Annotated in this window: 27 protein-coding genes; 2 read left to right on the top strand and 25 right to left on the bottom strand. The window is 61.2% G+C overall.

Annotated features, from left to right (window positions below):
- Window positions 1-8: 8 nt before the first annotated feature.
- From CAL28_RS20070 to CAL28_RS19980, 21 genes are all read right to left on the bottom strand, one after another.
- Entirely contained in the window at window positions 9-209 is a 201-nt protein-coding gene (locus tag CAL28_RS20070; RefSeq protein WP_176464046.1) for an excisionase, read from the bottom strand.
- Entirely contained in the window at window positions 206-733 is a 528-nt protein-coding gene (locus CAL28_RS20065) for a hypothetical protein (RefSeq protein ID WP_254926179.1), read from the bottom strand. The genes CAL28_RS20070 and CAL28_RS20065 overlap by 4 nt, the downstream gene beginning before the upstream one ends.
- The gene (locus CAL28_RS29570; RefSeq protein ID WP_141218218.1) at window positions 717-974 is read right to left on the bottom strand and encodes a hypothetical protein; all 258 of its coding nucleotides are present in this window, start codon (window positions 972-974) and stop codon (window positions 717-719) included. The genes CAL28_RS20065 and CAL28_RS29570 overlap by 17 nt, the downstream gene beginning before the upstream one ends.
- Complete coding sequence (locus tag CAL28_RS20060; protein ID WP_094842997.1) at window positions 971-1,435, bottom strand: hypothetical protein; 465 nt, start codon at window positions 1,433-1,435, stop codon at window positions 971-973. Before CAL28_RS20060 ends, CAL28_RS29570 begins: the two co-directional genes overlap by 4 nt.
- Window positions 1,435-2,109, bottom strand: coding sequence for a hypothetical protein (locus CAL28_RS20055; RefSeq protein ID WP_094842996.1), 675 nt, complete (start codon window positions 2,107-2,109; stop codon window positions 1,435-1,437). Before CAL28_RS20055 ends, CAL28_RS20060 begins: the two co-directional genes overlap by 1 nt.
- Window positions 2,106-2,408: a hypothetical protein gene (locus CAL28_RS20050; RefSeq protein WP_094842995.1), complete on the bottom strand. Its 303-nt coding sequence runs from the start codon at window positions 2,406-2,408 to the stop codon at window positions 2,106-2,108. The genes CAL28_RS20055 and CAL28_RS20050 overlap by 4 nt, the downstream gene beginning before the upstream one ends.
- Window positions 2,401-2,544, bottom strand: coding sequence for a hypothetical protein (locus tag CAL28_RS29815; RefSeq protein ID WP_176464045.1), 144 nt, complete (start codon window positions 2,542-2,544; stop codon window positions 2,401-2,403). The genes CAL28_RS20050 and CAL28_RS29815 overlap by 8 nt, the downstream gene beginning before the upstream one ends.
- The gene (locus CAL28_RS20045; protein ID WP_094842994.1) at window positions 2,541-2,786 is read right to left on the bottom strand and encodes a hypothetical protein; all 246 of its coding nucleotides are present in this window, start codon (window positions 2,784-2,786) and stop codon (window positions 2,541-2,543) included. The genes CAL28_RS29815 and CAL28_RS20045 overlap by 4 nt, the downstream gene beginning before the upstream one ends.
- A complete protein-coding gene (locus CAL28_RS29810; RefSeq protein ID WP_176464044.1) occupies window positions 2,783-2,929 on the bottom strand; it encodes a hypothetical protein in 147 nt (48 codons plus the stop codon). Before CAL28_RS29810 ends, CAL28_RS20045 begins: the two co-directional genes overlap by 4 nt.
- Window position 2,930: 1 nt before the next feature.
- Entirely contained in the window at window positions 2,931-3,764 is an 834-nt protein-coding gene (locus tag CAL28_RS20040; RefSeq protein WP_094842993.1) for a hypothetical protein, read from the bottom strand.
- Window positions 3,757-4,434, bottom strand: coding sequence for a hypothetical protein (locus CAL28_RS20035; RefSeq protein ID WP_094842992.1), 678 nt, complete (start codon window positions 4,432-4,434; stop codon window positions 3,757-3,759). The genes CAL28_RS20040 and CAL28_RS20035 overlap by 8 nt, the downstream gene beginning before the upstream one ends.
- Window positions 4,431-6,332: a DNA cytosine methyltransferase gene (locus CAL28_RS20030; RefSeq protein WP_094842991.1), complete on the bottom strand. Its 1,902-nt coding sequence runs from the start codon at window positions 6,330-6,332 to the stop codon at window positions 4,431-4,433. Before CAL28_RS20030 ends, CAL28_RS20035 begins: the two co-directional genes overlap by 4 nt.
- 364 nt (window positions 6,333-6,696) lie before the next feature.
- The gene (locus CAL28_RS20020) at window positions 6,697-7,350 is read right to left on the bottom strand and encodes a hypothetical protein (RefSeq protein ID WP_094844736.1); all 654 of its coding nucleotides are present in this window, start codon (window positions 7,348-7,350) and stop codon (window positions 6,697-6,699) included.
- Window positions 7,343-7,777 carry a hypothetical protein gene (locus CAL28_RS20015; protein WP_094842989.1) on the bottom strand — a complete coding sequence of 145 codons (435 nt, stop codon included), beginning with the start codon at window positions 7,775-7,777 and terminating at the stop codon, window positions 7,343-7,345. Before CAL28_RS20015 ends, CAL28_RS20020 begins: the two co-directional genes overlap by 8 nt.
- Complete coding sequence (locus CAL28_RS20010; protein WP_094842988.1) at window positions 7,774-8,592, bottom strand: ParB/RepB/Spo0J family partition protein; 819 nt, start codon at window positions 8,590-8,592, stop codon at window positions 7,774-7,776. Before CAL28_RS20010 ends, CAL28_RS20015 begins: the two co-directional genes overlap by 4 nt.
- 8 nt (window positions 8,593-8,600) lie before the next feature.
- On the bottom strand, window positions 8,601-9,245 hold the full coding sequence (locus tag CAL28_RS20005) for a hypothetical protein (protein WP_094842987.1): 645 nt from the start codon (window positions 9,243-9,245) through the stop codon (window positions 8,601-8,603).
- A gap of 62 nt (window positions 9,246-9,307) precedes the next feature.
- Complete coding sequence (locus CAL28_RS20000; protein ID WP_094842986.1) at window positions 9,308-9,520, bottom strand: hypothetical protein; 213 nt, start codon at window positions 9,518-9,520, stop codon at window positions 9,308-9,310.
- Window positions 9,521-9,522: 2 nt separating this feature from the next.
- Window positions 9,523-9,705, bottom strand: coding sequence for a hypothetical protein (locus tag CAL28_RS19995; RefSeq protein ID WP_094842985.1), 183 nt, complete (start codon window positions 9,703-9,705; stop codon window positions 9,523-9,525).
- 1 nt (window position 9,706) lies between these two features.
- The gene (locus CAL28_RS19990; protein ID WP_094842984.1) at window positions 9,707-9,973 is read right to left on the bottom strand and encodes a hypothetical protein; all 267 of its coding nucleotides are present in this window, start codon (window positions 9,971-9,973) and stop codon (window positions 9,707-9,709) included.
- Window positions 9,974-9,975: 2 nt separating this feature from the next.
- Entirely contained in the window at window positions 9,976-10,287 is a 312-nt protein-coding gene (locus tag CAL28_RS19985) for a hypothetical protein (protein WP_094842983.1), read from the bottom strand.
- Window positions 10,288-10,399: 112 nt separating this feature from the next.
- Window positions 10,400-10,981, bottom strand: a complete 582-nt coding sequence (locus CAL28_RS19980) for a hypothetical protein (protein WP_094842982.1) — start codon at window positions 10,979-10,981, stop codon at window positions 10,400-10,402.
- 175 nt (window positions 10,982-11,156) lie between these two features.
- Here CAL28_RS19980 and CAL28_RS19975 point away from each other — a divergent pair, with 175 nt between their 5' ends.
- Window positions 11,157-11,417 carry a hypothetical protein gene (locus CAL28_RS19975; protein WP_094842981.1) on the top strand — a complete coding sequence of 87 codons (261 nt, stop codon included), beginning with the start codon at window positions 11,157-11,159 and terminating at the stop codon, window positions 11,415-11,417.
- Here CAL28_RS19975 and CAL28_RS19970 read toward each other — a convergent pair.
- A complete protein-coding gene (locus tag CAL28_RS19970; protein ID WP_094842980.1) occupies window positions 11,400-11,756 on the bottom strand; it encodes a hypothetical protein in 357 nt (118 codons plus the stop codon). The genes CAL28_RS19975 and CAL28_RS19970 overlap by 18 nt on opposite strands.
- A gap of 65 nt (window positions 11,757-11,821) precedes the next feature.
- Between CAL28_RS19970 and CAL28_RS19965 the strand changes: the two genes are divergently transcribed.
- Complete coding sequence (locus CAL28_RS19965; RefSeq protein ID WP_094842979.1) at window positions 11,822-12,136, top strand: Arc family DNA-binding protein; 315 nt, start codon at window positions 11,822-11,824, stop codon at window positions 12,134-12,136.
- A 42-nt stretch (window positions 12,137-12,178) separates the two neighbouring features.
- Here the strand turns inward: CAL28_RS19965 and CAL28_RS19960 are convergent, their stop codons facing one another.
- The 3 genes from CAL28_RS19960 to CAL28_RS19950 all read right to left on the bottom strand — a co-directional run bounded on the left by CAL28_RS19960 (window position 12,179) and on the right by CAL28_RS19950 (window position 14,356).
- A complete protein-coding gene (locus tag CAL28_RS19960; RefSeq protein ID WP_094842978.1) occupies window positions 12,179-12,730 on the bottom strand; it encodes a type II toxin-antitoxin system VapC family toxin in 552 nt (183 codons plus the stop codon).
- Window positions 12,717-13,523, bottom strand: coding sequence for a hypothetical protein (locus tag CAL28_RS19955; protein ID WP_094842977.1), 807 nt, complete (start codon window positions 13,521-13,523; stop codon window positions 12,717-12,719). Before CAL28_RS19955 ends, CAL28_RS19960 begins: the two co-directional genes overlap by 14 nt.
- A gap of 83 nt (window positions 13,524-13,606) precedes the next feature.
- Complete coding sequence (locus CAL28_RS19950; RefSeq protein ID WP_094842976.1) at window positions 13,607-14,356, bottom strand: XRE family transcriptional regulator; 750 nt, start codon at window positions 14,354-14,356, stop codon at window positions 13,607-13,609.
- Window positions 14,357-14,387: the final 31 nt, after the last annotated feature.

The following is a 14,387-nucleotide window of genomic DNA, read 5'->3' as shown; positions in this document are numbered from 1 at the left end:
CCGGTAGGTTACGCCGCGTGGAGTTTCTGGTCTGGCTGACTCGTTTCGGCCCACTTGTCGACTTCCTCGGTATTGATCCAGAGGCAGCCGTCGGCGGCCTTCCGGTAATGGACACCTTCTTTCCAGATGTGTCGCCGATTTTTAGCATAGACGGCGTCCGGTGTGTCGCCGGACATCTCGCAGTATTTTTGCAGTTTCACCCATTTCATTGGGTTTTCTCCTTGGGAACTCCTGCGCCGCCGTCCGCCACACATCCCCCGTGGACCAGCCCTTCCTGGCCGGAGGTGGGATTCTGCCCCGCGGCCTGGGTGGGTCCACCTTCGAATAGATCGCCCACGGCCTTCCTGGCCCGCCGCGTGGCGCGGGCGTTGGTGGCGTGGTGCTGGGCGTCATACCGAAGGTGGCAGCGCTGGCACCAGGCACGCAGGTTGGCGGGATCGCGGTTCTCTGGAGTGTGATCCAGGTGGGCAATGGTCAGGACGATGTCGACCATGCGCGCCACGTCGTAATCGCTCATGCGCTTGCGGCCCAGGTACGCGCCGGTGTCGGCGTCATAGACCTGGGCGTCATCCGTCATGTAGGTGTCGACGTCGTCGCCGGTCCCGCGAGCGATGCGCGTATGGTTCGCTGCCTTGCACTGCTCGCAGCGGTTGCCGGCGCGCTCAAGGATGGCCGCACGGATCGCCGGCCAGTCTTCCGGATACCGGGCGCGGTTCTCAGGCTTGATCGGCATCCCGTTCTCCCATTGCAGCGGCACGCTGCCATTTAGCCTGACGCTCTGCCTGCCGGCGTTGCACTTCCTCGGGCGGAACAACGCGATAGGCTTGTACTTGGGTGTACCGGTTGCCGGAATCCCAATCCCAGCATCCAGCCGGCCCCCAGTTCGAGCCGCGCAGAAACTTCACATCCACGACTACCTCGGGGGCAACGGGACATGGACCGCCCTTCGTGACGTAGATCATCTTCCCAGTCATGCTCCCTCCTTCCCGGCACGCTGTGCGCGGGCGGCGTCGATGGCTTCCCGCAATGTGCGCACGAGATTGCCTGGACGCAGCCCCAGGCCATGCCCCGCCGGATGGTTACCGTCGTGGAGGTGGATAGCGCCGTGCTCGTTGATTTGCGATTCGAGCCAGTCGATACGCTCGGCGTCCTGGGTGGGGGCGAAGCGGGCGAGCAGGGCGCGGCCAGCGGCTATTACATGCTCCTCTGCTGTGTCGCAGGCATATCCACCATCTGCCTCGTCGATGTGCCCGCGCATAGTTTCTAGTATTTCCGCATCCGTCGGCGCGTCCTGCTGCGCGGCACCTATGCGCACGTATTCGACCGCATCATCTGCGTCCATGTCGGTGCCTGGTGCAGGGTCATCGCACCACACAAGCCCATCAGCGCCCATGTCGATCAGGTAGATGCGGTCCGGAGTTTTCGGCTTATCCATCACTCACCCCCTTCCGGCTTGGCGGCGTCAACAATTTGCCTAGCGGTCAACGTCAACGTCGGTTCATCGCCATCTTCCGCGTCATCCAGTAGGCATTGAGCGGCTACTACCCAATCGTCGGGTATCGCTGCATTTCGTACTTCCTGCTTGGCGGCGGCGAGGGCGGCGAGCGCAGCCATGAACTCGTCGTCAGCCAATAGCCCTGCGACCGCATCGGTCAGTAGGAACCGTTCGAACTCGGTCGGGGTGTGGCATGCCTCATCCGTCCGCAGATCGTAGCCGTCAAGGTATTCGTCAACGGCGGCTTGGATTGCAGCCCAGTTCTTCCGCCCCGCTTGCTTCTCGGGTTGAGCGGCATGGGCGGACGGAGGGACGTCGTAGAGCGGCTTGATCGACCAAGTTACGCTGGGCGATCCCTTGTCGATGCACGCTTGCGCGGCTGCTTCACTATCGAATAGCCCGTACAGGGCGTTCCCTTGCATGGCGGCGTAGTATGCCGGCACCGCCCCGGTCTCGCTGGCGGCAGGCTGGCCCAGCTTGGCGATGACGGCGCGCTCGGTATCCTCAATCACGCGACTTATATCCTTTAGATCTGGATTTCCTTTCAAGAAATACCGCCCAAAAAGTTCTTCCTTCTGCGCTTTCGTCAGCACGGTCTTGTTGGTGTCGGTCATTGCTTGCTCCCGATCAGGCGGACGCTCTTGTATTCGATGCTGCGAAATCGCTGACGGCTACGTTCCTTGGCCGTGTCGATCTCGACCACAACGTAGCCCCAGTACCCGTAATGGCCGCCGTCGATAGAAGCGCCGGTTACAGTGGCCGGAGTCCATTTCACCTGGCCGTGCTTGAGCTTCACTTCCACGCGCGAATTTACTGGGAACATTCTCAAAAGACCGGCTCTGACGCGCTCGCGTATGTGCTTCATCTCCGTCAGTTCGGTTTCGAGCATGTCGCGAAAGTTGAGGTCATTCATGATTTTCCTTGGTGGTAACGTTGGGCACGCATTTGCCGACGGGGCCGACGCACACATAGAAATCCAGCGCGCCGAACGACCCCAGCAGCCACATCACAAGGGCAACGCTGCCCAGGCAGGCAAGAGCGGTCTTCATGTCGTCGGTTGCTTATCGATCAGGGCGCGGATGGCGGAGCCGGCTTTGCCGTCCATGCCGCAGGCGCCGCACCGGAATCCGTCAGCGACCTGGGCCGCTTTATCCAGCGTCTTGCGCCGCTCGTCGGCGCGTGCCTCTAGAACCGCCCGGACGTGGTCGGCGTATAGGACGACCATCTCGGCTTCGTTATCGAAACTCGCAACGAGGCGTGGCGGCAGGTCTGGCTTGTCAGCGGTACTCATAGCGCTTGTTCTCCCTGGCATAGCGGGCACGGCAGCAGGTAATCGCACCACGGATCCATGCCATCGCCGTGGCACCGCTCGCATTCCGGTTCGTCGTATTCGTCGGGAGGCATGGACAGGTCTGGCTTGTCAGCGGGGGTCATATCAGTCTCCGCACATGCAGTCGATCAGGGCTTCGTCGTCAAACATTTCGGCTTGACCCTGGCTATAAATGGCAATCTCTTTGATCTCAGCGTAGGTGGGTCGATCACGGCGGAATGTCGCCGCGCGCTTAGCCTCTTCGGCGGCCCACCAGTCAGCCCGCCATGGCTCGGCCTTCACCTGGGCCTGAATCTTCTGCCGACTCTTGAGGTAGCAAAGATCACAGTTGCCGAGATCACTTTGCGGGTCCAATTGAAGATCGAAAGGCTGCCCCTTCCAGAACGCCAGCACATCGGCTTTGGTTATGGATGCATCAGCCAGTGGTAGTACCGGTGTGCCACCACCGTTGTCACGTCCTGGCGTGCGCAGACGGGACACGCGGCGCGGCTCATCGGCTCGAATGCCCATTACGTTGTCCCACTCGTCGTACCCGAGCGCCCGCATGTAAGCGGCTCCTGTCTTAACCTTGAGGTTGGCCGTGCATAGCCGCATCACAGGGTTGGGCAACATGCCGAGGGCTTCGACCATGGCGGAGAACGGCTCACCGGCGCGGCTGGCCATCTCGAACGTCACCGTCTTGAATAGGGGGCGAGATCGGCCTGGAGGGATGAATCCATTCCATTCCAGCCAAGTAATAGGCACGCCCCAGCGGTCGCTGCATTCCTGAATGAATACGAGCGTTTCTTCACGTTCCTTGCCGGTATTCTGGAAAGTGACGTGACAGTCGGACGGCAGGCCGCCATTGGCGTCAAGGATCTGCCTGAGCATATAGCCACTGGTTCGGCCTCCGCTGAAGCAGATTTGGGCAGGCCCGGTGATTTTGTAGGGGTCACCCATTCCCGCCTCCCTGCACTGCATCCCCTTGGGCGGCGGTCATGGCGGCGTCGCGATTTAAGCGCGCCGCGTGCAGTTCGGCATTGGCCCAACCGTCGCCACGCAAAATGTCGTAGCGCTTCACAGTCTTGCCCAGCAGCGTGTCATTGACGTAGGCGTACCGGCTACCGCTCGCCTTGAGCACGACAAAGCGTTGTGCCTCGGGCGCATCCCGTGCATCGTCCTCCTGCTGCGATGGGTGGGCGGTCGGTGCTGCGTTGACCATGGCCCGATAAGCCGGTCCCATCGTTGCGATTGCCGCTGCTATGGTTTCCAGAGTCGAGCCCGGCGCCGCGTCCATCTGCATCAGCACGATGCGTGCGGCTTGACGAGCAAGATTGATGTCGGCGGCAGAGGCGGTCGGCCACGCGGCCAGGGAGGCAGCGGCCAGAATTTCAGGCGTCGGCTCCACCGGCACGAGCCTCCACCCGGCCGGCTGCTGGGGCTGGGCGCTTTCCAGCAACGTGGCAACTTCATCCACCAGCGCAAGGAACTTGGCCCGCGTGTCGTCGGACTTCCGATTCTGGCTGTACGACTCGCTGTCGGCCTGTTGCCAGTACGTCTGGCCTAGGTGCCATGCTCGGTTCATTGCTTTGAGCACTGTTTCGCGCAGGGCTGCGGTATGGTCGGTCATGCTGCGATCCTCCGTTGCTTGGCCTCTTTCGTGGTCCAGGCCGCCAGGTCCGGCACATTGGCGCGCACGAGCGCGGCAGCCAGCGGCGGGCAAACGCTGTTGCCACACATACGCACCTGGGCGTGCTTGGGAAGCCGGCGGCCGTTGACGGTGGGCGCGATGATGTAGTTGGCAGGAAAGCCCTGGGCCGCGTACAACTCATGGGGCTCCAGCATGCGCATGCCGATATCGGCGATGACGTATTCCTGGCCGGCTACGGTGACCAGGCCGATGCGGTCCTTCGTCGGGATGGTGTGCATCGGGTCGCGGCAGTCCTGGTCCTGGCCGCCCTCGCTGTAGTACTTCACCAGGAATGCCCGCACGTCGGCGACATGACCTCCGCCGGCGGTCAGCGTGGGCATGGGCTCTTCGGTGGGCTGGCCGAACTGGTTGTTGCGCAGCTTCGCCAGGTGCGACGTGACGACGCAGGTATCTGCTTTGGATGTCAGGGTCTGCGCCGGCTCGCCGGCATCGCGCGGCCTGCTTTGCCCAGCTCGGCCACCGCATCCGACGAGCTGCGCTGCGACGACGGCGTGGTGCCCTCCAGTCGTGAGAGTCGGAACCGGCGACGACGCTGCTGCGCCGCTGTGCCCGGTGGTGTTCGTCATGAGGCTGGCGGCCACCACTGCGTGGTGATCTACGGTCGTGGCCGTGTGCATGGGGCCGTCGAGCGGAGCGCCTGAGCCGTCATAGTTCCCGCCGTAGTGCTTCGCCAGGAAGGCGGACACCAGGGCGTGCTTGATGCCGCCGGCGACCACCGTGCCGAGCGGCTTGCCCAGGCCCGGCGCACGCGGTGCTTGTCCCGGGGCCTCTCCGTATCCGGCCTGCACCAGCGTGGGCGCCACCATGGCGAAGTGGCCACCTCGGACCTCGGCGCATTGGGTGCGCAGCGGCGTCCCGGTGTCGAAGTTCCGCTGCGTCGATCCGTTGGCGTGCTCAGTCAGGAACGGGGTGACCAACCCCATTCCGTGGCTGGCGGTGATGGTCTTCAAGGGTTCCGCTATCGCGGATCCCCGGAAGCAGTCGTATACCGTCCGGTTCGAGGTGTGGTTGCACTTCACGATGAACGGCTCCGCCGCCTCCAGCACATACCGCCGTATGCCGCGAGCGATACGTTTCAGCGTCGCCTCGGCCAGCGGCCGCTGGCGCTCGAAGATGGACGGGCAGGGGATGGACCAGTCAATGCAGTCCGCCGCGGTCCGCCAGGGCTTGCGGAGGCCGGCCAGCACCTCGGGTGACGTCGGCGCGCCGTGGGTCGGCTCCGGCCACACAATGGGCTGCCCATCGCATCGAGCGATCAGGAACAGGCGTTTCCGGATGGTCGGCGCGCCGTAGTCGCACGCGCGCAGCTCGCGGTGCTCGACCGCGTAGCCCTTCTCCTGCAGCTGGTGGATGAAGGACTGAAAAGTCTTTCCCTTGCGCGCCGGGCATGGTTGTCCGTTTTCCAGCAGGGGCCCCCAGGTGCGGAATTCCTCGACGTTCTCCAGCATGATGACGCGAGGGCGCACCAGGGCCGCCCAGCGCAGCACGATCCAGGCCAGGCCGCGTATGCGTTTGTCGCGCGGTTTGCCGCCCTTCGCCTTGCTGAAGTGCTTGCAGTCGGGGCTGAACCAGGCCAGGCCGACCGGACGCCCCTCGGTGGCCTCCAGCGGATCGACATCCCAAACCGACTCGCAATAGTGCCGCGTCTGCGGGTGATTGATTTCGTGCATCGCCACGGCCTCGGGGTCGTGGTTGATGGCGATATCGACGCAGCGTCCCAACGCCATTTCGATGCCGGTTGAAGCGCCGCCGCCGCCGGCGAAGTTGTCCACGATGATTTCAGGGTGAACGTCCAAAACGAATTGATCGCGGATCATGCGGTCATGTCCTCCTGCCCAGGATACGGAAAGTCCCGGCCCGGCTTCTCGCGCCGGCGGCGGCTGTTGCGGCTCATGGCCGGGGAGCAGTACGATCGGCGCACCACATGGAGAAAGTCATGGTCCAACCGAATGAAAAGCGCGTGACTCTTACTAGCAGGCAGCAGATATCCGTTGATTTGGTAGAGGGGAAGCAAGAGGCAACGGTTTTCATTGGTGGGAGTAACGGAAGCGGATTCCCATCGCGGAATGTAGATCTGACTCCGCTCATAAATGGTGGCCTTTCCGAGCGGGACGCTCTCAAGTACGTGGCCGACATCCTTTGGCATGGCATCGAAGCTGCCACTCGGAAGTAGATCGCCCCTCATGCTTCGACCCTCCTGAATTCCACCACCCACACCCAGGGATTCGCTGCCCAGCTGCCGGCGCCGTTGATGGATTCCCACAACCAGCGGAATTGCTCGGTGGGGTCGGCATCCTGGCTTTCCGGCGACAACGCGCCGCGGGCGAATTCCGCCACGCCTTCGGCGCCCGCGTCATCTTCGTTGATGTCCCGCAACCTCTCCACGCGCACGCCGGTAATCTCCAGAGTGATGCGGCTGGCCCAGCGGGGCATGTGAATGCCAGGGCGAAGCTTCCCGGGCGTCGTGTCCGTGGGCGGCGTATCGAAGCCATGCCAAGATCCAGCGCGGCCGCTGTCGGCCTCAAACTGGGTCGGTGCCCAGGGCCAGCTGTACCCGGCGTCAAGCGCTTTGTGGCCCACGTCGTTGGGCGAAAGGTGGTCCAGGCTTGCGGCGAAGCGGAACGATTCGCGCACCCACAAGCGATCGCCAGACTGGCCGTAGACGCTATTGCAGTACTCGCCGCTGTTGATTTCCCCGGCCAATTCGCAAAGCGCCAGCGGACAGCCGACATAGCGGTCCTTCATCGGCTTCACGATCCGCCGCGTCTGCGTCTTCGTGCTCGCCAGGATGGCGCGCACCATGGGTGCGCTGAATAGGATGGGGTGTTCACGCATCGCCATGGTCTTCTTGGGTCGCTGCTTCCGCCATCTCATCCAGACGGCACATAGCGAGATACAAGTCCGTGACGCTCAACCGCCCGAGTAACCCGTCCATGGTATTGATGCCAACACGAATGGCTGCGGACTCGTGTTGGGCCAGCTTCATGCCAGCGTCGATCTTGCCCATAACCTGGTTGAGGGTCGATGCACCACCCGCGATGAGCCGCGCTTCATGGACATGACGATGGTCGTTTTCCAGCGCGAGCCCAACGATATTGAAGATTCGGGACAGGTTATTGAATGCGTCGGCGCTCGGCCGGTGGTCCAAGCACCACAGCGACGTGTGCAGCACCATGGAAAACTCGTCGCGCAACGCGCCACAAACCGGGATTCGCTTCAGCGCTGCCTTGTGCCGTCTGGCCTGACGATGCCGGCTGCTCATGTCGGTACCTCTGAGGTCTGCGGTTGAACGGTGGTCTCGAGCCCCAACACCCAGCGCAACGCATGCAAGGCATCTCCGTGGGCTTCGGCCGCAGCCGCCGCGATTTCCTTCTTCCTGCGCAGTTGGGGTCTGTCGCCGCTTATCACTTTGGCCTGGCGCCGGGCGCGCTCGTGTGGCGTGGCGCCATTGGCGGCGGCCACCAATTCAGCCACCTTTGAGCGCTGCTCCTGGGGCTCCATCTTGGATAGCGCCTTGGCATGGGTCAGGCTGATGCGGCCCGCATCCACGGCTTCTTGGACGGGCTTCGTGCACTCGAGGAGCGCCAGGACGCTGCGGACCGTCGACACGCTGCACGCAAAGATAACGGCCAGCCGATCGTCCGTATAGCCGCGGTCAATAAAGGATGACATCTTTCGAGCACGCACCATCGGCGGGTCGCTACGGCGCGCCTCGTTCATCGAAATCATGATGTCGCCCATGCGCTGCACGTCTCCGCGCTGCGGCACACCGGGGACCTGTAGAGGCGGTTCACCGCGGGCGATCAGGCGCCGATTGGCCTCCAGCGCATGGGCGACACGCTGCCGGCCGTCCACCACGATGACGTCGCCTGTTTCCGGATCCTTCCAAACTAAGATCGGTTCTCGAACCCCGATCGTCATGATGTTTAAGACCATGGCTTCGTTCAGAGGCAGATGAATACGCTCGTCGTAAAGCGGGTGGGCCGGATCACTGATGATCGTAAGCGCGCCGGGTTCAAACATGAGGACGTTCGACTTACCCTGGGCGCCATAGGCCTCGATTGAGTTCTTTGCCATTGCGGGTCCTAGCCGTAAACGTGGCCCGCGATGCTGTAGGCATTGCGGACGTCGGTCGCGAAGGTTTCGAGGGTTGAATCGTTGTGCAGCGTCACGTCCGGCATGATTGCTGCCAGTTCGCTTTCGCTAACGTGGTCCGCTGGGCGGCTATCAGCCAATGCGCGCCGAAGCCGCCACACTTGGCCGCCATAGGTGCGGATGAACTCCGCTTCGTTCTGGAAGCGAACGTCGGTGAAGACGACACGGCGTGCACCGCGACGGAATGCACTGTCCAACCGGTCTCTGGCGCGTTGCACCCAGTAATGCTCACCGTCGAGTTTCCGTCGATACTCGGTGCCCCACCAGCGCGTTATCTCCCGTGGCGATCTGGGTGAGGAAATGCAGACACCCGTGGATGCCATGATCGCGATGAATCGGCCGTCGTCAGACCGCCCGATGGCAAGAGCGGGATTGCGGATTTCCTTGGTGTCTCGCCGTAGCAGCTCGCGAAGGTCCACGCCGAACGAATGGGAGATCTCCTCCCGCAACGCATCGGCGAATGCGATCCGCTGGAAGTCGTACGCGGCTTGCAGCACATCGGCACAGGTGTCCTTGCCAGCTTCGGCGCGGCCGCAAAGCCCGATCAGGCGATAATCATTGCGGGCGGCGATCATATATTCTGCGTCCTGAACGGCGTAATGAGTGAGATCATGTGATTTCCTTGTGGGCTACAAAGTCAATCGCTGTCACCGGCCGCTGCACGCTTGGCATCGAATATCGGCCGATGCGCAGCCTGCCGCTGATTGATCTGGTCCATCACCAAGGCGGTGTTCTGCAATGCAATGCGGAACGCGGGCCACGCGAGGGCCTTTTCCAGATCACATTCCGCGCTTTTGCAAGCGGCCCACAATGCGATCTGGAGCGATTCGCGGGAGATGTGGGCGGCCATGTTCATATCCCGGCAACGGTCACGAGGCTGCCGTAATCGTCGATGATGGCGAAGCTCATCCCATTCGGTATCCAGGGATGTCCGCGGCCCGATACGACGAAGAGCAGTCGCTTTCCGCGCGTGTACCACCACATCGCAACGTCGCTCAAGGCAGAGCCGGTTTGGTCGGAGAAGGACGGGAACATGTCACCTCCGCGCAGAAAGAACTGGTGCGTCGAACGTGGGTTCGATAAGCGCCTGGCCGTCCCGGTTTACATACAGGCAACCGTATTGACCGTTGGCTGCGTTGCGCCAAAGCGTGGAGTGCGGCCCGCAGTTGCGGGCGATCAGCTTTTCGCGCCGTATGTCGTCTTGCTGCAGAAGGCGCGTATCACGTTGTCCTTGCCACTGTCCGGCAACGGTGCCGACCACAAAAGCGGCGAGGGCGGCGAGAGTTAGCTTTGCGGTCGCCATGGCTAATTTCGTCCCTCGCCGTCGGCCACGTGCTGAGCCATCGTCTTGGCTTCGGCGGCCATTGGGATGTAGTGGGCGGCGGCGCGGGCCAGGTCGGGCACTGGCGTCGTGTAGGCCAGACGGAACTGTTCGAACGTGGCATACGTCTCTTGCGAGTCTCGGCCTCCGTCGTCGCAGAACTGGGCAACGAAGACGGCGCCGTTTTCCTTGAACGAGACAAGGTTGGCATCGGCGCCCTTAAAGGTTAGGGTGCCCGTGCCGCCGGCAGTCATCACGGCCAGCACGACGGCGGACTGGTGTGGGTTGAGGATCATGGGGTTTCTCCTTTCCGCTATCAGCCGATCGAGACCAGGCCGATCACGAACAGCACGGCCAGGCGCGGCAGCCAGTAGCGGAGGGTGGCGAGGATATCGGCGGACATGGCTTCTAGTTGTCGAAGAAGAAGACGATGCGGTGGTTGTCGCCGTCGACGCCGTCAAAGCCGGAGATGATCTCTTTCAGAGCCTCGCCCACGTAAAACATGGCAGGCACATCCATCGTGAATTCGACCCAGTCCTGCTGGCTCGTCCACCCCGCGTAGGGGAATAGAAGGTTCCAGTCCGGCTTGCCGGCGTCGATGGTGGCTTGGAGCTTTGCCAGTTCTTCCTTGTCCTTCATGCCGCTGACCAGGATGGTCTGGCTCTCCAGAAAGGCCAGCATGTCCTTCATCTCGTGCAGGTACAGGTAGCTGTGGCTGTGACCGTCAGAGCCCCAGTTCTCGGCCTGGTCGGCGATTTCTTCGCAGGGGTTAAAAGGAATCCCGCGTGGTTCGAACGAATACGGGTGTTCACTGCGCACTCCCTTGGAGAGCAAGCCGAACAGCTCGTAGTTGCGGCGGGTAAAGCGCTTGTCCCAGGGCACCTCCTTGCCCTTGTCGCCATCGCCGTAGTCGTCGGGGACCCATTCATCAGCGGTCACCCACCGACCGCCGATATGCTTTTCTTTGTAAAGATGGATATCGCAGCCCATCTGCTTTCTCCTTCGCGTCGGGTGACGCGTTGGAGGAATTATCAGTCCGACTGATTTATAAATCAACAGTCGGACTAATTTATTTTGTAACTAAGGTGGATTGCTTACTGGCCCATCAGACTGGTCTGATTCATACTTCCGCATACGGGCATCCGAACCCGAGAAAGGAAGAAGAATGCAGACAGAGCTGATCGTGGCCCACCTGGAGGCGGTGGACGGCGTGTCGATTAAGCCGGCAAAGGACGGGGACGTGCTGCAATTCGCCCTTCGCGGCGACCTCGTGGCGGCCAAGCTGGCAGCGACTGGCCGGCGGATTGGAGACATCAAGTCGGCCGATGTTCTGGCCCACCTACGTCACGGTGGCCAGGTGCGGGGCAGGTTGGAGCGCACCCTATCCGGGCCAATGGCTATCTGTACGCTAGTTGGGCGGCATTAACGCATCGATGATGGCTGGCCAGCGACGGGCCAAGTCTTTGGGCGCCATGACGTGCGGGTCAATCTGTACGCCGGCCTGGCCCGGCCCCTCGAGCCATACGTAATAGCGTATGCCTGAACGTATGTAGGGCCCTTGCCGACTGTCAAGGCTGATCCGTCGCCGCTGACGCTCCAGGGCTGCCGTGAGGCGATACAGCACCGATGCGTACTCGATGGCAGTGAAGCGACGTCCAGCGCGTACCTCCATAGTCACCAGGTACGGCCACCCATCCATGGCACTGATGCACACAGCTCTATCGTCCGCCTCTTGCATCTGCTCTTTGCTCATCAATTGACGCATGGCCCCTCCTAATGTTTATTACGGCCGGCGTCGAATGATTACATCACTGTGATGGTACGGTGGGTATGCGGAATAGCGGCCCGATACCATCACTGTGCGTCTATTTGATCCATCACTGTGCGGGCAGACTGCCGCGCATGGCACGAGCACGAACTAACGGAATCAGGCTTTGGGACCAGGTGACGCTACGCCTGCCGCCTGGCATGCGCGATCAGATCAACGAGATTGCGGCGCAGAATGGGCGGTCGGCCAACGCCGAAATTGTGGCTCGGCTACAGGCCTCTATGGCGTCATCGGAAGCGGTCGGCGTTGAGGCTCTGCGTCAGGCCGTCCGGGAAGAGGTGAGGGCGGCGCTGGTCGAGATGCAGGTGCTGAAATAACGAAGCTACCTAGCAGGAGGCCGGTTACGGAGTGGCCGCGGGCTATTCATCTCTGTCGGCCATCTCCTCTTTGACGTTCTGGAATTGGAACTGAAGTTGTTCAGCCTTGGGGGCACAAATCTTAAGCCTGTGTCCTGCGACGTTGCCATCAAGAGTGAAAAGACCGCCCGGTTGCTTGCCTGGCCGAGCGCCGTCAAACGTATGGAATTCCGTCGCATCGTAGTGAATTGCCGATGCAAGATGGATAGCGTCGGGAACACGGACGTTCTGCATGACGTCTTTCTTCTTTGTTCCCCGCTGGAAGCTTCGGATTTCACCCGCCAATGCCATCACACGACTGTCGATCGCAAGTTCAATGATCGCACGACCATCAAAAGCGGCCTCCAAACGCTTCTTCTGCGTGTCGGATATTGAAGAGTCCAGCACTTCAGCGCGCCAAAGCACCGAAGTCATTAGGATCGCCTTCCCCCTGTCCACCATGTCGACGACCTCGGCCAATCCTGCCATCTCAGCCGGGTCATGTCTTTTTTCGTCTGTAATCCATGCGATGAGTGGGGCTGTATCCCAATAGAAGCGCGGTTTACCAATCGCCATTTCGGACCTTATCGACGTATTCAGCAGAGCTCATGCCGCCATAGGCACCGGTCGCAATGCCTCTCAAATTTGCCAGACGTGGTGCGTCGGACTCCTCGGGCATCACTTCGATAGCACGAACTTTGATGAAGTGCGGAAACTTCTCTGCCTTCTTGAAATGCAGCTGCCCCGAGATCCGAACGAAATGCTTGATGCCAGCGATGGCTTCCGACAACATGCCGCCGGGGAATTGGCACTTTATGCTCGGTGGCCCGACAATCGGGTACACCTTGAAAAAGTTCCTTTGATTGTGGACATCAATCACATCAAGACTTCCGACCACTGAGCCTTCCTCGATCTGGTCCGGACCCAGGATCTCGTCCACCTTTACATCCAGGTTTCTGGGAAGGTCTACCGGCTCCTGATCGTCGAATTGCAAGGAGACTTGGGCGACGTGCTTTCGTAATGGCATTGCCAACGCCCGATACGATTCCATCAGATCCAGGCCAGTCTCTCGCGGGCGCTTGCCGGCAATGACTTTCCGTAGATCACGATCAAGTCGAGAGACTACTTTTCGGCCGTATGATGGACCGGCAGATTTGGAAACAGCCTCCAGCTCAAACGTGGCTGGACTATTCATCGTTATTTTGGTGATGCGGTAGTATAACGATGGAGATTTACCGCCGGATACGGCTAGATCGATCTGGTTGAGCGTCTGCTTCAGGGCATTCAATTGGTCGATGAGGTCACTCAAGCGGAGGCTATCGCCAGCCTCATCGCCTTTCATCGTGATCCTGAATTTGCTCGACTTCATGATGTTCCTCGGCTTTCTGCTCGCCCAGCGGATTGTCCTTGCTATATGAAGAGGGGTCAAGGAAACGCCATAGTAGACGCCGGTCAAATCTCACGGTGCAGGTGTACCACCCGCCCCAGCAGATACGTTCCGTCTCCGCATGGCACTGGCGGGTAATGCTTCTGGTCGGCGTTGTCCGACATGAGCCACCAGCGACGGTGCTCATATTTCAGCCGCTTCACGGTCAGCTCGCCCTCGTGATTAACGGCCACAATGGCGTCCTTTTCCCGGCTTGTGTTCGATGTGTCGACCACGATGACGTCGCCATCGCGAATGCCTGGCGCCATGCTGCTACCGTTGACGCGGGTGGCGTAGAGCTTGGAAGGATCCAGATCGCGGCGCTCCAGCCAACCGCGGGGTAGGAATAGCGGTTCCTCGGTGTCCTCGTCAGTGAATTCCACTGAAAATCCGGCGATGCCGGCAGATATTTTGAAGACGACCTGGCGAATTGGGGCGAGGTTAGGGTCGGCGTGGGGGTCGATTTCGATCGTCTGCTTGGCGTTTGGCAGGACGGCCGCCAGTCGCTGGATCTCGTTGGCCAGGTCGGGGCTTATGTCGTCCGGTTTCACGGAGAGCAGGTCGGCGAATTTCAACAGCGCGCTTACGTTAAGCGGGATCCGACCATTCACATACTGACTGACCGAACTTTGGCTATTGAAGCCGAGCAGGGCGGCCACGGCCTCTTGCGAAGCAGCCTCGCCGGCGGCGCGGCGATCTTGCTTCCATTGTTCGTAGAGCTGGCGCAAGCGCGCGGCGTCTGCGAGTTGAGCGGGCGTCAGGGGCTGGGCTGGCATGGGCGCAACGATATGAGGACGACTGATAATT

This window comes from Bordetella genomosp. 11 (assembly GCF_002261215.1).
GTDB lineage: Bacteria > Pseudomonadota > Gammaproteobacteria > Burkholderiales > Burkholderiaceae_B > Bordetella_C.
The sequence above is the reverse complement of the archived record's forward strand: the minus strand, read 5'-3'. Positions and strand labels throughout refer to the sequence as shown.

Coding starts and splice junctions, on each gene's coding strand:
- CAL28_RS20070 (WP_176464046.1), bottom strand. CDS start 209: ATGAAATGGGTGAAACTGCAAAAATACTGCGAGATGTCCGGCGACACA.
- CAL28_RS20065 (WP_254926179.1), bottom strand. CDS start 733: ATGCCGATCAAGCCTGAGAACCGCGCCCGGTATCCGGAAGACTGGCCG.
- CAL28_RS29570 (WP_141218218.1), bottom strand. CDS start 974: ATGACTGGGAAGATGATCTACGTCACGAAGGGCGGTCCATGTCCCGTT.
- CAL28_RS20060 (WP_094842997.1), bottom strand. CDS start 1,435: ATGGATAAGCCGAAAACTCCGGACCGCATCTACCTGATCGACATGGGC.
- CAL28_RS20055 (WP_094842996.1), bottom strand. CDS start 2,109: ATGACCGACACCAACAAGACCGTGCTGACGAAAGCGCAGAAGGAAGAA.
- CAL28_RS20050 (WP_094842995.1), bottom strand. CDS start 2,408: ATGAATGACCTCAACTTTCGCGACATGCTCGAAACCGAACTGACGGAG.
- CAL28_RS29815 (WP_176464045.1), bottom strand. CDS start 2,544: ATGAAGACCGCTCTTGCCTGCCTGGGCAGCGTTGCCCTTGTGATGTGG.
- CAL28_RS20045 (WP_094842994.1), bottom strand. CDS start 2,786: ATGAGTACCGCTGACAAGCCAGACCTGCCGCCACGCCTCGTTGCGAGT.
- CAL28_RS29810 (WP_176464044.1), bottom strand. CDS start 2,929: ATGACCCCCGCTGACAAGCCAGACCTGTCCATGCCTCCCGACGAATAC.
- CAL28_RS20040 (WP_094842993.1), bottom strand. CDS start 3,764: ATGGGTGACCCCTACAAAATCACCGGGCCTGCCCAAATCTGCTTCAGC.
- CAL28_RS20035 (WP_094842992.1), bottom strand. CDS start 4,434: ATGACCGACCATACCGCAGCCCTGCGCGAAACAGTGCTCAAAGCAATG.
- CAL28_RS20030 (WP_094842991.1), bottom strand. CDS start 6,332: ATGATCCGCGATCAATTCGTTTTGGACGTTCACCCTGAAATCATCGTG.
- CAL28_RS20020 (WP_094844736.1), bottom strand. CDS start 7,350: ATGCGTGAACACCCCATCCTATTCAGCGCACCCATGGTGCGCGCCATC.
- CAL28_RS20015 (WP_094842989.1), bottom strand. CDS start 7,777: ATGAGCAGCCGGCATCGTCAGGCCAGACGGCACAAGGCAGCGCTGAAG.
- CAL28_RS20010 (WP_094842988.1), bottom strand. CDS start 8,592: ATGGCAAAGAACTCAATCGAGGCCTATGGCGCCCAGGGTAAGTCGAAC.
- CAL28_RS20005 (WP_094842987.1), bottom strand. CDS start 9,245: ATGATCGCCGCCCGCAATGATTATCGCCTGATCGGGCTTTGCGGCCGC.
- CAL28_RS20000 (WP_094842986.1), bottom strand. CDS start 9,520: ATGGCCGCCCACATCTCCCGCGAATCGCTCCAGATCGCATTGTGGGCC.
- CAL28_RS19995 (WP_094842985.1), bottom strand. CDS start 9,705: ATGTTCCCGTCCTTCTCCGACCAAACCGGCTCTGCCTTGAGCGACGTT.
- CAL28_RS19990 (WP_094842984.1), bottom strand. CDS start 9,973: ATGGCGACCGCAAAGCTAACTCTCGCCGCCCTCGCCGCTTTTGTGGTC.
- CAL28_RS19985 (WP_094842983.1), bottom strand. CDS start 10,287: ATGATCCTCAACCCACACCAGTCCGCCGTCGTGCTGGCCGTGATGACT.
- CAL28_RS19980 (WP_094842982.1), bottom strand. CDS start 10,981: ATGGGCTGCGATATCCATCTTTACAAAGAAAAGCATATCGGCGGTCGG.
- CAL28_RS19975 (WP_094842981.1), top strand. CDS start 11,157: ATGCAGACAGAGCTGATCGTGGCCCACCTGGAGGCGGTGGACGGCGTG.
- CAL28_RS19970 (WP_094842980.1), bottom strand. CDS start 11,756: ATGCGTCAATTGATGAGCAAAGAGCAGATGCAAGAGGCGGACGATAGA.
- CAL28_RS19965 (WP_094842979.1), top strand. CDS start 11,822: ATGCGGAATAGCGGCCCGATACCATCACTGTGCGTCTATTTGATCCAT.
- CAL28_RS19960 (WP_094842978.1), bottom strand. CDS start 12,730: ATGGCGATTGGTAAACCGCGCTTCTATTGGGATACAGCCCCACTCATC.
- CAL28_RS19955 (WP_094842977.1), bottom strand. CDS start 13,523: ATGAAGTCGAGCAAATTCAGGATCACGATGAAAGGCGATGAGGCTGGC.
- CAL28_RS19950 (WP_094842976.1), bottom strand. CDS start 14,356: ATGCCAGCCCAGCCCCTGACGCCCGCTCAACTCGCAGACGCCGCGCGC.